The 13634-nt window shown below is 68.6% G+C and carries 10 protein-coding genes; 5 read left to right on the top strand and 5 right to left on the bottom strand.

The annotated features are described in order from the left end of the window. Positions 1 to 254 precede the first annotated feature (254 nt). A complete protein-coding gene (locus tag ACFWHR_RS01530; RefSeq protein WP_382446501.1) occupies positions 255 to 2258 on the top strand; it encodes a cytochrome c oxidase assembly protein in 2004 nt (667 codons plus the stop codon). Between the two features lie 69 nt (positions 2259 to 2327). Then, positions 2328 to 2639 carry a hypothetical protein gene (locus tag ACFWHR_RS01535; protein ID WP_382446502.1) on the top strand — a complete coding sequence of 104 codons (312 nt, stop codon included), beginning with the start codon at positions 2328 to 2330 and terminating at the stop codon, positions 2637 to 2639. A 41-nt stretch (positions 2640 to 2680) separates the two neighbouring features. Here the strand turns inward: ACFWHR_RS01535 and ACFWHR_RS01540 are convergent, their stop codons facing one another. The 3 genes from ACFWHR_RS01540 to ACFWHR_RS01550 are packed head-to-tail and all read right to left on the bottom strand — an operon-like array spanning position 2681 to position 5064. Then, positions 2681 to 3703, bottom strand: a complete 1023-nt coding sequence (locus ACFWHR_RS01540) for a zinc-dependent alcohol dehydrogenase family protein (protein ID WP_382446503.1) — start codon at positions 3701 to 3703, stop codon at positions 2681 to 2683. Between the two features lie 26 nt (positions 3704 to 3729). Next, complete coding sequence (gene dcd, locus ACFWHR_RS01545; RefSeq protein ID WP_382446504.1) at positions 3730 to 4335, bottom strand: dCTP deaminase; 606 nt, start codon at positions 4333 to 4335, stop codon at positions 3730 to 3732. Positions 4336 to 4344: 9 nt separating this feature from the next. Beyond that, a complete protein-coding gene (locus ACFWHR_RS01550) occupies positions 4345 to 5064 on the bottom strand; it encodes a TetR/AcrR family transcriptional regulator (protein WP_382446505.1) in 720 nt (239 codons plus the stop codon). Positions 5065 to 5261: 197 nt separating this feature from the next. Here ACFWHR_RS01550 and ACFWHR_RS01555 point away from each other — a divergent pair, with 197 nt between their 5' ends. From ACFWHR_RS01555 to ACFWHR_RS01565, 3 genes are all read left to right on the top strand, one after another. Continuing rightward, positions 5262 to 8249, top strand: a complete 2988-nt coding sequence (locus ACFWHR_RS01555; protein ID WP_382446506.1) for an MMPL family transporter — start codon at positions 5262 to 5264, stop codon at positions 8247 to 8249. Next, the gene (locus ACFWHR_RS01560) at positions 8246 to 10372 is read left to right on the top strand and encodes a YhgE/Pip domain-containing protein (protein ID WP_382446507.1); all 2127 of its coding nucleotides are present in this window, start codon (positions 8246 to 8248) and stop codon (positions 10370 to 10372) included. The genes ACFWHR_RS01555 and ACFWHR_RS01560 overlap by 4 nt, the downstream gene beginning before the upstream one ends. A 432-nt stretch (positions 10373 to 10804) precedes the next feature. Continuing rightward, on the top strand, positions 10805 to 11716 hold the full coding sequence (locus ACFWHR_RS01565) for an EamA family transporter (protein ID WP_382446508.1): 912 nt from the start codon (positions 10805 to 10807) through the stop codon (positions 11714 to 11716). 88 nt (positions 11717 to 11804) lie between these two features. On the opposite strand, the gene ACFWHR_RS01570 is transcribed toward ACFWHR_RS01565, so the two are convergent. Both ACFWHR_RS01570 and ACFWHR_RS01575 read right to left on the bottom strand, forming a co-directional pair. Beyond that, the gene (locus ACFWHR_RS01570) at positions 11805 to 13250 is read right to left on the bottom strand and encodes a sodium:solute symporter (protein ID WP_382446509.1); all 1446 of its coding nucleotides are present in this window, start codon (positions 13248 to 13250) and stop codon (positions 11805 to 11807) included. After that, positions 13247 to 13555 carry a hypothetical protein gene (locus tag ACFWHR_RS01575; protein ID WP_382446510.1) on the bottom strand — a complete coding sequence of 103 codons (309 nt, stop codon included), beginning with the start codon at positions 13553 to 13555 and terminating at the stop codon, positions 13247 to 13249. The genes ACFWHR_RS01570 and ACFWHR_RS01575 overlap by 4 nt, the downstream gene beginning before the upstream one ends. Positions 13556 to 13634: the final 79 nt, after the last annotated feature.

Here is a 13634-nt window from a genome sequence, read left to right on the forward strand (position 1 = left end):
TCCCTGCGCCCGCGCCCTTGCCCTGCGCCCCCTCCCGGGTGAGCAATCCTTGACACTTTCGGGGGCGAGGGTGACAAATATTGCTCACCCCTGGCTGGCGCGCCCTCCCGGGTGAGCAATACTTGTCACTTTTGAGGCTTGGAGTGACAAATTTTGCTCACCCGCGCGGGGTGCGCGGGGTGCGCAGGGCGCGCGGGGGCGCGAGGGGGCGGGCTTCGGGGGAGCTCCCACCCCGCAGCGCGTAGGCTAGTCGGGTGCCCCGTTTCGCCCGCGTTATCGCCCCCGCCGTACTGCTTGCGGTGACGCTGCTGGCCCTCTGGGTGGGTCTCGGCATCGGGGGAGCCGCCGCCGAGCGCTCGCTCGCCGACCCCGGTGCGATCGTGCGCTACGGGTTGCCCATCACCCGCACCATCGTGAACGTGGCGATGGCCGGCCTCATCGGCTCGGTCGTGATGTCGGTGTGGGTGCTCGCGAGCGACCGCCCCGAGACGCGCCTCGCCATGGATGTCGCCGCGGGATCCGCCGCCGTGCTCACCGTTGCGAGCGCAGCGGCCACCCTGTTCACCTACCTGGATGTGTCGAGCCAGCCGTTCTCGGGGAGCGCATCGTTCGGCGCGGGGCTCGCGCAATTCTTGACCGAGATCGAGCTCGGACAATTCTGGCTGCTTGAGCTTCTGCTCGCCGCCGTCACGACCGTGCTCGCGTTCGCCGTGCGCGGGCGCAAGCTCACCCTCATCGTGCTGGTCGCCGCCCTCGCGACGGCTCTGCCCCTCGCCCAGCAGGGTCACGCCGCCGGCGCGTCCGGGCACGGCGCCGCGGTCAACGCGCTGCTCGTGCACATCGTGGGCGCCGCCGTCTGGCTCGGCGGGCTACTCACGCTCATCTTTATTGCGCGCACCGTCGATCACAAGCGCCTCGCCGCGATCGTGTCGCGCTACTCGTCGATCGCGCTGCTCGCGTTCATCGGGGTCGCCGCGTCCGGTGTCGTGAGCGCCTGGCTGCGCCTGGGCTCTTGGGACGCGCTCTTCGGCACCGGCTACGGGCAGCTCGTGCTGCTGAAGTCGGGCTCTCTCATCGTGCTCGGCGCGTTCGGCGCGCTGCAGCGCGTTCGCCTGATCCCGCGCATCGCCGACTCGACGCGCGGCATGCGGCCGTTTGCGTGGTTCGTGGTCTGCGAGCTCGCCGTGATGGGTGTGGCGAGCGGCATCGCGGGCGCGCTCGGTCGCACGGCGACCCCGGTGGCACTCGAGCCGGTGCGCGATCAGCCGGGCGGCATCAGCCCGGCGGAGTGGCTCACGGGCGACCCGCTGCCCCCCGAGCTCACGCCGATGAGCTACCTCACCGAGTGGAAGTTCGATCTGCTCTGGGCGCTCGTCTGTGTTTTCGCGATCGGCATGTACCTCGCAGCCGTGATTCGCCTCGCGCGCCGCGGCGATCGCTGGTCGGCGGGTCGCACGACCGCTTGGGTTCTCGGCATCCTGCTGCTCGCCTACACGACGAACGGTGCGCTCAACGCGTACGAGCAGTACCTGTTCAGCGTGCACATGCTCGGGCACATGATGCTGGCGATGCTGATCCCGCTCTTCCTGGTGCTGGGTGCGCCCGTCACGCTCGCACTGCGCGCGACGCACAAGCGCACCGACGGCTCGTGGGGCGGCCGCGAGTGGATTCTCTGGGCAGTGCAGACTCCGTTCTCGAAGGTCGTCACGCATCCGGCCTTCGCGGCGGTCATGTTCTCTGGATCGCTGTGGATCTTCTACTTCACGCCGATCGCCAACTGGGCGGCCGAAGAGCACCTCGGACACCAGTGGATGATCATCCACTTCTTGATCTCTGGCTACCTGTTCAACCTGTCGATGATCGGCGTCGACCCGGTGCCGTACCGCTTCCCGTACCCACTGCGCATCGTCACGCTGTTCGCGACAATGGCGTCACACGCGTTCTTCGGTGTCACCATCATGACGGGCGACGGGCTGCTGCTCGCCGACTGGTATGGAGCGATGGGGCGCACCTGGGGGGCACCACCGCTTGAGGATCAGTCGACCGGCGGCGGCATTGCCTGGGGTATCGGTGAATTGCCGACGCTCGCTCTGGCGCTGATCGTGGCGATTCAGTGGTCGCGCAGCGACGAAAAAGAGCAGAAGCGCAAGGATCGTGCCGACGACCGCTCAGGTGGCGCCGAGCTCGAGGCCTATAACGAGATGCTCGCCGAGCAGGCGCGGCGCGACCGCAAGCGCTCGGGCGCCGCACAGCGCTGACCCGGCGCCGTCGCAACAGCCGCAAGTAGCGGCAGCCACAGCAGCAGCCGCAAGCGCTAGCCTCGACGTATGACGCAGACCCCGCAGCAGCCAGCACCCGACCTCGACGATATCGCGCAGGCCGAGATGACGGCGCTCACGCAGCGACGCATGCGCGGGTTTCTGCGGTTCGCGGTGATCGAGGGCGGCGTCTTCGCGATCCTCATCGTGCTGATATATGCCACCGGGCTTATCGATCCCGATGCGGGCATCTGGTTGCTCATTGCGGCGGCGCTGGTGGGCGGATTCGCGCTCATGGCGATGCTCTCCGGTCAAATGAAGCAGCAGCAGCGCATCATCGCGGAAAATGAGGCGCGCGGCGCCGCGACACTCGCGCAGTAGCGGTGTAACACGAGCGCCGCGAGCCCGGCACGCTCCGCCCGCTAGTCCATCGTCAGCAGCACCTTCGTCGCGCGCCGCTCGTCCATCGCGCGGTAGCCCTCAGCGGCTTCCTCGAGCGGGAGCGTGAGGTCGAAAACGACGCCGGGATCGATCTTGCGATCCCAAATCAGTTGAATCAGCTCGGGCAGGAAACGCCGCACGGGCGCGGGCCCGCCGTGCAGGTGCACACCCGAGTGGAACAGCTGCCGGCCCTCGAGCGAGACGTCGTGTGAGACGCCCACGAAGCCAACGTGCCCGCCGGCGCGGGTCGCGCGGATCGCCTGCTGCATCGACTCCTGCGTGCCGACGGCCTCGATGGTGCTGTGCGCGCCGAGCCCGTCGGTGAGCTCCTTGATGCGTGCGACACCCTCGTCGCCGCGCTCCTCAACGATGTCGGTTGCCCCGAACTGACGCGCGAGTGCCTGCCGGTCGGCGTGCCGCGACATGGCGATGATGCGGTCGGCGCCGAGCTGTTTCGCGGCAAGGATGCCGAGCAGGCCCACCGCGCCGTCGCCGACAACGGCGACGGTCTTGCCTGGCCCGGCCTCGGCCGCGACGGCCGCGAACCAGCCGGTGCCGAGCACGTCGGAGGCCGCGAGCAGCGACGGAATCAGTTCGGGATCGGGTTGCCCCGGGGTCGCGACGAGCGTGCCGTCGGCGAGCGGAATCCGCGCGTACTCCGACTGCGCGCCGGTCGGGGCGCCCGGCTGCCGCTGCACGCAGTGGGTCTGATAGCCCGACTTGCAGATCTCGCACGTGTTGTCGGAGGCAAAGAACGAGCCGACCACAAAGTCGCCGATGTTGAGCGTCTGCACGTCAGCGCCGATCTCGGTGACGACGCCGACATATTCGTGTCCCATCGGAGCGTCTGCCACGGTGTCGGCGCCGCGGTACGGCCACAGATCGGAACCGCAGATGCAGGAGGCGGTGAGCTTGATGACCGCGTCAGTGGGCTCGACGATCGTCGGGCGGTCGCGATCCTCGACCCGAACGTCGCCGGGGGCGTGCATGATGACTCCGCGCATGAGATTCTCCTGAGGTATTGGTGCGGTTAGGCTCCCGGGGCGCCGGCTTCGGTGGCCGTGACATCGGCGCGGTGGAAGTTCAGGTGCGAGCGTGAGGCCGTCGGCCCACGCTGGCCCAGGTAGCGCGAGAACGTTGCGCCAGAGCCGTACGGACGCTCGGCCGGTGACGACAGTCGGAAGAAGCAGAGCTGACCGATTTTCATGCCGGGCCACAGCCGGATCGGCAGCGTCGCGACGTTCGACAGCTCAAGGGTGACGTGCCCCTCGAAACCGGGATCGATGAAGCCGGCGGTCGAGTGCGTGAGCAGGCCGAGTCGGCCGAGCGAACTCTTGCCTTCGAGGCGCGCCGCCACGTCATCGGGCAGCGTGATCTGCTCATAGGTCGAGCCGAGTACGAACTCGCCGGGGTGCAGAATGAAGCCCTCGGCTGGGTCGACCTCGATGAGGCGCGTCAGCTCCGGCTGCTCTTCTGCGGGGTCGATCACCGCGTACTTGTGGTTGTCGAACAGTCGAAAGTAGCGGTCGAGCCGTACGTCGACGCTCGACGGCTGCACCATCGAGGGCTCGCTCGGGGCGAGTCCGATGCGTCCGGATTCGAGTTCGGCCTTGATGTCGCGATCTGAGAGCAGCACGGGACGATTCTACGGGGTGACCGGATTCTCGGTCTCGGTCTCGGTCTCGGTCTCGGTCTCGGTCTCGGGGTCTTCGCTCGGGATTGGTTCCGTGACGACGAAGAGCAGTGCGCTGATCTGCTGCGGCAGCGCGTCGATGCCGCCGCTCTGATCGTCGCCGCCCGCCATCGTGTTGCGCACCGCACGCTCGCACATGCCGTCGATGATCTCCGTCGTGCGGTCGGCCGGGAAGATGAAGCGCCTGCCCGCGGCCGTGATTGCGGTTTCGACGAGTGCCGCGAAGTTGGCGGTCGCCCGCGTGAGCAGCTCGACGTAACCGGGTGCGACTTCTGGGTCGCGCATGGCTAACAGGGAGAACTCGGTCTCGAGCAGGAACCAGTGGTTCTGGCCCTTCTCCGGGGTGATGAAGCGCGTGATGTACTCGGCCGCTTGGTCCGGATCAATGAGGCCGCGCAGTTGCTGGAGCGTGGGCGTGAGTTCCGCGATGGTCGCCTCGACCTCGCTGGCTCGGCGGTCGAACTCGCGCTCGAGCACGGCGAGAAACAGTTCCTCTTTGGTCGAAAAGTTCGAGTAGAACGCGCCGCGCGTGAACCCCGCTCGCGCGCAGACCTGCTCGACAGATGCGCCCTGCACCCCCGATTCGGCGAATACCTCGGTCGCGGCATCGAGGAGACGGGTACGCGTCTCGCGTCGGCGCGCGGTGGGGGGCTCCTGGTGGGTGATACTCACGGTAGGTGCCTCCTCGGTCTCAAATACGTACGCTGCCTGAATATTACCTCGATACATGAGTGTATCGAATCGGATACACTCATGTATCGGCGGCTCGATACTGACAGGTATTGACGGCGCGCACTCGCGCGTGACGGCCCGCACTCGCGTGCCCGCTTCGCTGGCCCGCGCCGCCGTAATCGAGAGGCTTCACCCGTATGTCGACACTGCTGCACGCGATCGGACTCTGGGCGACCCGCGCAAAATGGCTCGTGCTGATGATCTGGATCGCGATCCTCGCCATTCTCGGTGTCGGCGCCGGGCTGTTCTCGCAGGGCGCGAACGCGCCGATCACGATCCCCGGCACGGAGTCGCAGGCGGCAATCGACACGCTCGCGCGCACCTTCCCCGAGGTGAGCGGAACGAGCGCAACGGTTATCGTTGTCGCGCCCGAAGGGTCCCGCGTCGACGATGCGGCGTTCGAGCGGCCGGTGACCGACGCAGCAAAACAGCTCGAGGACCTCAAGGATGTGAACGCGGTCTCGTACCCGTTCGCCGAGCAAGCCCCGAGCGGGCTGAGCGACGACGGCCGGGCAGCGCTGCTCACCATTCAGATCGCCGACGCGCAGAGTGACGTGCCCGAGGGTACGACCGACGGCATTACGAAGGTCGCGGCCGATTTGACAGACGAACTCCCCGCCGGATCCCAGGTCTCCTACGGCGGCGACGTGTTCTCGACCTCGATCCCAGCGTTTAGCGCGACCGAGGCGATCGGCGTGGTGGTGGCGTTCATCGTGCTGCTCTTCACGCTCGGATCGCTCGTCGCCGCGGGGATGCCACTGCTCATCGCGATTCTCGGAGTTGGAGTGACGATCGCGGGGCTGTTCGTCACCACGGCGTTCGCCGAGATGACCTCGACGACCCCGATGCTGGCGCTCATGCTCGGACTCGCCGTCGGCATCGACTACACGCTCTTCATCGTCAGCCGACACCAGGAACAGCTGCGCTCCGGGCTCGGCGTGACCGAATCGATCGCGCGCGCGACGGCGACCAGTGGATCCGCGGTCGTGTTTGCCGGGCTGACCGTGATCATTGCGCTGCTCGGCCTCTCGGTCGCTGGCATCCCATTTTTGACCGCGCTCGGCGTCGCAGCGGCGGCGGGCGTGGCGGTCGCGGTGCTGATCGGCGTGACGCTCACGCCCGCGATCCTCGCAATGGCGGGCATGCGCATCCTGCCGAAAAAGCAGCGGGCGGCGCTCGCCGCGCGTGAGGCGGCGGGCGCTGATCCGGATCGCGAGATCAGCCTCGATCCGCACGCGTCCGCGGCGAGCACGAAGCAGCCGCACGGGCCCAGCCGCGCAGAGCGCTTCTTCGCCGGCTGGGTGCGAGTGGCGACGGCGAAGCCCGTCGTCACGATCCTGACGGTGCTCGTCGTGCTCGGCGTCGCCGCCCTCCCCATGACCCAACTGCGCCTCGCGCTGCCCGGTGCCGAATCACTGGAGCAGACCGACCCGGCCCGCGTGACATACGAACTCACCGGCGAGCACTTCGGCGAGGGCGCGAACGGACCGCTCATCTTGACGGGTTCGATCATCACGAGCGACGATCCCGTGGGGCTCATGGACGATCTCGCCGACGAGGTGCGCAGCATTCCGGGCGTGCACGACGTGCCGCTCGCGACGCCGAACCAGAACGCCGACACCGGCATTATTCAGGTCGTCCCCGACGACGGACCGCAGGCCGAGAGCACATCGCGGCTCGTCGCCGAGCTGCGCGACCACCACGACGAATGGCTCGACAAGTACGGCGTCAGCCTGGCCGTGACCGGGTTCACGGCCGTGGGCATCGACGTGTCGAATCTGCTCGGCGAGGCGCTGCTGCCGTTCGGCATTCTCGTCGTCGGGCTGTCGCTGATTCTGCTCGCGATGGTGTTCCGATCGGTGTGGGTGCCGATCAAGGCGACCCTCGGCTACCTGCTGTCGGTCGGCGTCGCGTTCGGCGCGGTAGTCGCCGTGTTCCAGTGGGGGTGGCTCGGCGACGCGCTGAACGTGCACTCGACGGGGCCCGTGCTGAGCTTCATGCCGATCATCTTGATGGGCGTGCTGTTCGGCCTCGCAATGGACTACGAGGTGTTTCTCGTGTCGCGGATTCGCGAGGAGTACGTGCACGGTGCCGACGCGCAGACCGCGATTCGTCGCGGGTACGTGGGCAGCGCCAAGGTCGTGACCGCCGCCGCGCTCATCATGATCGCCGTCTTCGCGGCGTTCGTGCCCGAGGGCGACCCCAGCATCAAGGTCATCGCGCTCGGTCTCGCCGTTGGCGTGTTTGTCGACGCGTTTATCGTGCGTATGACGCTCGTGCCAGCTGTGCTCGCGCTGCTCGGTGACCGCGCCTGGCAGATGCCGCGCTGGCTGAGCCGGGTGCTGCCGTCGTTCGATATCGAAGGCGAGGGGCTGGCGCGCGAGATTGCGCACGCGTCGTGGCCGACGGATATGCCAGAGGTGCGCATCGCGGCCGACGCGCTGCGGTTGCCGGGTGGTGCGTCGGCGCCGACGCTGCGCGTTGCGCCCGGGCAGGCGCTGCTGCTCGACCCCCGTGACCCGGTGCTCGCGCACACTGCGGGTGCGCTCGCCGAGGCGCTCACCGGTCGCGGGCCGATCATCGCGGGCACCGCGAAGGTCGCCGGGCTGCTGCTGCCCGAGCGCGCGGCGTCGCTGCGGGCGCGGTCGGCGTGGGCGAGCCCTGAATCGCTGCGCGATGCCCTGCGGGATAACCCCGCCGTCATCGTGCTCGACCTGCGGGAGGTGGCCGAGCCTGTCGTGCCACTCGCAGACGTGGATCGCATGCGCTCGGCGTTTGCGGCGCACGCCGTGGCGGAGGCGCGTGGCGACGCACCGGAGCTGACTGTCGTGGTGCTCGGCGACGCTGCGCTGGCGCAGCGGATCCTCCCCGAGACGGTGGCGCTGGTGGGGCCGGGCGCCGGGTCGACGTTGGCTCCCGCGGCGCGCTCGGAGGTCCCCGGCACCCCGAGCCCCTACGGGGCTCCCCTGGAGGCGACAGAAACTCCGTCTCTCAGCCGCTCAGAGACGGACTTTCTGTCGCCTCCAAGTGGGGGCGGTGGGGGCGGCGAGGGCGGTGGGGCCGAACCCGGGCCCGGGGCCGCTCGCGCCTCCAGCCAGTTTGACTCCGAAGGGAACGTTCGATGAGCGCCGCTTTGACCCGGCTGAAGACCAACCGGCCCGTGCGCTGGACCACGATCGTCGGCATCATGCTCGTGCCGCTGACCGTCGCCGGAGTGCTGCTCTGGGGGCTCTGGAATCCGACCGAGCGCCTCGAAAATGTGACGGCGGCCGTCGTGAACCTCGACGAGGCTGTGCAGGTCGACGGGCAGACCGTACCGCTCGGGCGGGTGCTCGCGGGTGAGCTGATCGGGGAGTCGGGATCCGGATCCGGGTCTGAGTCCGGATCCGGGGCGGGATCCGGATCACACACGTCCGGCGATACCCCCACCAACTTCACCTGGGTGCTCACCGATGAGGACGACGCCGAGGCGGGCGTGGCTGACGGCCGGTACACGACGGTTGTCACGATCCCGAAGAGCTTTTCGGCCGATGCGACCTCGCTGTCTCGGGATCCGCAGGATGCGACGCAGGCGAGGATCGACATCACTGAGAGCGATCGCGGCCGTCTGATCGATACCGCGCTCTCGGGCATCGTCACGCAGACTGCAACGCGCGTGCTGAACGAGCAGCTCGGCGAGCAATTCGTCGACGGCGTCTACGTCGGATTCAACAAGCTCGGCGACGGCGTCGGCGACGCGGCGGACGGGGCGACGCAGTTGGCATCCGGCACGTCCGAGCTGTCTGAAGGCGCGACGAAGCTCGACGAGGGCGCGACTCAGCTCGCGGACGGCACGCGCCAACTCTCCGACGGCACGCAGCAACTGGCAACGGGTGCTGGCACGCTCTCGTCGGGAGCGGGCGAATTGTCGTCGGGCGTCGGTCAGTACGTCGCGGGCGCGCAGCAGCTCTCGGACGCTTACGCGCCGCTATCGGCCGGCGCGATCGCCGCCGTGCAGCAGCTGCAGAGCATGATCGCTGCGCTCACGCAGCTGCAGATCGACTCTGCGGGGCCGTCGGCCGACCTCAAAGCGGGGCTCACCGCTGCGGGCGTTGGGGCGCAGCAGTTTGGCGAAGACATCGAACCGATCGTCACCGACTGCATCACCGAGACCGGTAACGCCGACTACTGCATGACGCTCAGCGCCCGGCTGCAGGGCCACGCGGGCGCGATTGGTGGCGGGCTCGGGCAAGCTGGGCGCGGGGCCACGGGGCTCGAGGAAGCCACGAACGCCTTGAACACGCAACTGGGCGCTGGCGCTGGCGCAGCGGGTGCCGATCCCAACGCGCAGCTCGACCAGCTCACCGCGGGGCTCGCGCAGTTCGGCACCGGCATCTCAGAGTTGGCGGCGCAGGGCGGGCAGCTCTCGGCGGGCGCCGCACAACTCGCCGAAGGCGCATCGCAGTTGAGCACCGGCACCACCGAGCTCGCGGCGAACGCCCCGCAGCTCGCCGACGGCGCGACCCAGCTCGCGGATGGCACCTCGGGACTCGTCGACGGCACCGCGCAGCTCGCCGATGGCGCGGGCGACCTGGCGACCGGGCTCGATACGGCGGCGAAGGGTATTCCGAAGACCACCGAAGCCGAACGTGCGCAGATCTCGAAAACCGCGGCAACCCCGGTCACGGCCGTCGGCGGGAGCGACGAGCTGTTCAACGCGTCAGGTGTGCCGCTCTTCGCCGGCATCGCGCTGTGGGCGGGCGCGCTCGCCGCGTTCCTCGTGCTGGCGCCCCTCTGGCGGCGCACCCGTGATGCAGCACGCGGCGTCGGATACATCACGCTGAGCAGCGCTCTGCCGGCGCTCGGACTCGGCGCGATCCAGGGCGCGATTGCCGGACTCGTGCTGCCAATTGCGCTCGGATACGACTTCGCGCAGGGCGCCCGTTTCTTCGGTTTCGCCTTGCTGGCGGGCGTCGCGAGCGCGCTGATTGTGCAGGGGCTTTCGGCGCTGTTCGGTGGCGTGGGACGGTTCGTCGCGTTCGTGCTGCTCGTCGTGTCGTTCGCGGCGGGCATCGTGTCGACGGTGCCGCACGCGCTCGCGGCGATCGGCGATTTCAGTCCGCTGGGCGCGGCGCTCGGCGGCTTCCAATCGATTGCAACCGGCGCTGGATCGGCCGGCGGCTCTGCCGTGGTCCTCGCCCTGTGGGCGGCTGCGGGCCTCGTGCTGACGGCGCTGGCGGTGGCACGCGCCCGCCGGGCGACCCGCTAGCGGCGGTCGTGCGCCGCGCGGTCGGGGTCGGGGTCGGCCCGCGCGAGCGGGGTAACTTTTGGGGTGTGTCGCTGGCGCGACACCCCCTACAAGTTACCCCGCTCCGGATGGGCGTCCGCGGGCGCGAACGCGCGTCCGCGAGTGCGAATGGGCGTCCGCGGGTGTGGCGGTGGGCGGATGGCTGGGCGGTGAACGCCGGGCGAATGCTCGGCGCTCGGTGGCGCATTTCGACCAGTCGGGCTCCTGCTCGGCGCGCTTTCGGCGTAGGGTGAACAGCGATAGCGCCTAGGGTTCCGGGGTGACACGGAGGTGTCACCCGCCTGGTCCGAGCGGCGCCACGCGGGGTCCCTCGATCCGGCGTCATCTGACAGGACAAAAGCCCGGAGGAGCCTCGCTCGCCTGCCCAGAACTGGCGAGCGGAAGGTTCCCGTCATGCCGACTTCCGCGTTCATCCTCGTACTCGCCGCCGCGTGCGCGCACGCCGCCTGGAACATCATCGCCCACGGAGCGAGCCGCACGGGGGTGCCGTTTCTGTGGTGGGGATCGGTCACCGGCACGGTGCTGTGGCTCGGCGTGATCCCGGTCACCGGCGGGATTGGTGGCGGATCGGGCGGCGTGGACTGGGGCGGATTCGCGCTCGGCGCGAGCGTTTCTGCCGTGCTGCACGTGGCCTACATGTTCGTGCTGCAGCGCGGATACGCGGTCGGTGACCTCTCAACGGTCTACGCAACCGCGCGCGGTACGGGCCCGCTGCTCACGGTGATTGTCGCGGTCACCGTGCTCGGTGAGCGGCCGTCCCCGCTGGCGCTCGCCGGCGTGCTGGTCGTCGTCTGCGGCATCGTATCGATCGGGATCATCGGGCGTCCGATGGTGTCCGCCGGGTCCATAGTGCGCGAGCGATCTCGCGGCAGGCGCAGGCTCGACCCCAGCATCGTGGCGGGGTTGGTGACGGGCGTCGCGATTGCGGCGTACACGATCTGGGATGCCCACGCGCTGCGCGAGTGGCAGCTGTCGCCCGTCGCGTTCATGGTGGGGTGCACTGCGCTTGAGATTCCGCTGTTCACGGTCGCGGTCTGGAAGCGGCGGGCGGAGCTGATGCTTGTGCTGCGTGCGCAGTGGGGGCGGCTGCTTGCGTTCGGGGTGCTGTCGCCGCTGTCGTACATTCTCGTGTTGACGGCGATCACGATCGCGCCGGTCGCGCTCGTGGCCCCGGTGCGCGAGGTCAGCGTCGTGCTGGTCAGCCTGTTCGGAGCACTCGTGTTCCGCGAGCACCGGCCGGTAGCCCGCGTGGCGGCATCGGTCGTGGTGGTCGGCGGCATCGTGCTGCTCAGTCTGCCGGGCTAGTGCGCGTGGCGTGTGCGCCCGCCGCGCCGCCGCGGCGCCGCGGCCCCGCGGCCCCGCTCCGGATGATTGATGGGGGCTCGCAGCGCCGTTAGTGCGCCGCGACGGCCGCCGCCGGGAGGCGGAGTTCGACCTGTTCGACGTCTCCGCCACCACGGGCCCGGCGGATGGCCTCGGCGACGACCAGCACGATCAGGTTGGGCGCGAGTGCAATGAGCCCAGAGTCCCAGCTGCCAATCGGGATGTTTGCGAACGTGATAATTGCCACGGTCAACGCTCCCGTGACGATGCTCAGGCCAATCGGCCATGCTCCCACGCGCACCCGGTCGGCGAGCGCAATCGCGATCGCCGGGGCGAACTGCGTGGTGCAGCCGTAGGTCAGCAGCAGTAGCGCGCCGATGTCGGAGCGCACCAGCCCGAACGCGAGCGCGAGCCCGATCGCGACAACGATGACCACGTAGTTCACCGTCATCTGCTGCGCGGGTCGCAGACCACTGACCACGTTGCGGGTGATGAGCGTCGAGATACCCATCACGATTGCCGCAGCGGGCACCATCGCTGCGGATGCGCCCGCAATCGCGACGACTCCGACGAGCCACTCGGGCAAAATCTCGCCCGTCATGGTGAGCAGCACGGTGTTGCCGGTGGTGTCCTTCGGCAGCACGAGTACCGCAGCGAGGCCGACACTGATGGGCAGGAAGAGCACCAACTGGTAGATCGGCAGCCACTTCGCGTTGCTCCGCAGCACCTCGCCGCTCTTCGCCGCGAGCACCGGCGGCCACAGGTGCGGCAGGGTGTTGAAGCTGGAGCCGATCACCGTGACGAGGGTCGCCGTGACGAAGAACACCGGATCGTAGCCCTCGACGCGCATCGTGAGGAGCACCGGCGCCTCGCGTGCAATCTGACCGAAGATTTCGGGGATCCCGCCGAACGAAATGGCGAGCCCAATCGCGATCACGAGCAGCGCCACCACCATCATGATGTCCTTGAAAATGGCGACGCGGGCGATGCCCTTGATGCCAGACCAGGCGACGAAGATCGCGACCAAAATGCTCGCGATCACCATGCTCAGCCCGCGTGCGCGCTCGCTGCCCGTCGCGAGCTCGACGATGAGCCCGAGCCCTGTGATCTGCAGCTGCAGGTAGGGAATGAGCGCGAGTGCGCCGATCAGCGAGACCACGCGGCCGAGCCACCGGCTGCGGAAGCGATCCTCGAAGAAGTCGCCGAGGGTCAGGTATCCGCGCCGCTGGCCGAATTCGCGAATGCGCGGCGTGACGAAGTACAGGCCAAACCACGACACGGTGAGGTACGCCACGGCGAAGACGGCGCTGACGCCGCCGCCGAACGCGATTCCGGCGAGGCCGAGAAAGCTGAACGTGGTGAGCGATTCTCCGGCCTGCAGAAACCACGACGTCCACTTCGGGTTACTGCGGCTGCCGACGGTCCAGCTACTCATATTCGATTGGCGGCGTCGGCTCGCGAGCCCGAGTACGCCGATCAGTACGATGCCGACGACGATCATGACGGTGACGGTCATCGCACGCCCTCGCTCTCTTCTGCGGCGATGCGTGCGTCGCGGATCAGCTCGATCTGCTGCGTTGCAAATCGTTCGGCCTCCTGCTGATCGGCCTCACGGCCTCCGGCGCGCAGATACATCGACTCGACGATCTGCAGCGCTGCGACCGACAACAGCACCATCAGTACGCTCCAGACGAGCACGGCGGGGAGCCCGAACCACAGCACGGGCTCCTGGGCAAACGGGAGGAAGGGGATCGCGAAGAAGCCGAGCGAGGGCACGCACACGATGGCGAACCTTCCCGGGGTAAACAGTCGTGGTTTCATGGTGCTTCAGTGCTCCAATGGGGATGAGTGTGTGGGAGAAGAACAGGGAGGGAGAGCGCGGGAAGGCATGCGCGAGGAG

Origin of the sequence: Leucobacter sp. NPDC058333 (assembly GCF_042726155.1) — a bacterium.
GTDB lineage: Bacteria > Actinomycetota > Actinomycetes > Actinomycetales > Microbacteriaceae > Leucobacter.

Excerpts from the sequence above, each read along its gene's own strand:
- ACFWHR_RS01555 (WP_382446506.1), top strand. The coding sequence starts at position 5,262 with ATGTCGACACTGCTGCACGCGATCGGACTCTGGGCGACCCGCGCAAAA.
- ACFWHR_RS01565 (WP_382446508.1), top strand. The coding sequence starts at position 10,805 with ATGCCGACTTCCGCGTTCATCCTCGTACTCGCCGCCGCGTGCGCGCAC.
- ACFWHR_RS01570 (WP_382446509.1), bottom strand. The coding sequence starts at position 13,250 with ATGACCGTCACCGTCATGATCGTCGTCGGCATCGTACTGATCGGCGTA.
- ACFWHR_RS01535 (WP_382446502.1), top strand. The coding sequence starts at position 2,328 with ATGACGCAGACCCCGCAGCAGCCAGCACCCGACCTCGACGATATCGCG.
- ACFWHR_RS01575 (WP_382446510.1), bottom strand. The coding sequence starts at position 13,555 with ATGAAACCACGACTGTTTACCCCGGGAAGGTTCGCCATCGTGTGCGTG.
- ACFWHR_RS01560 (WP_382446507.1), top strand. The coding sequence starts at position 8,246 with ATGAGCGCCGCTTTGACCCGGCTGAAGACCAACCGGCCCGTGCGCTGG.
- ACFWHR_RS01540 (WP_382446503.1), bottom strand. The coding sequence starts at position 3,703 with ATGCGCGGAGTCATCATGCACGCCCCCGGCGACGTTCGGGTCGAGGAT.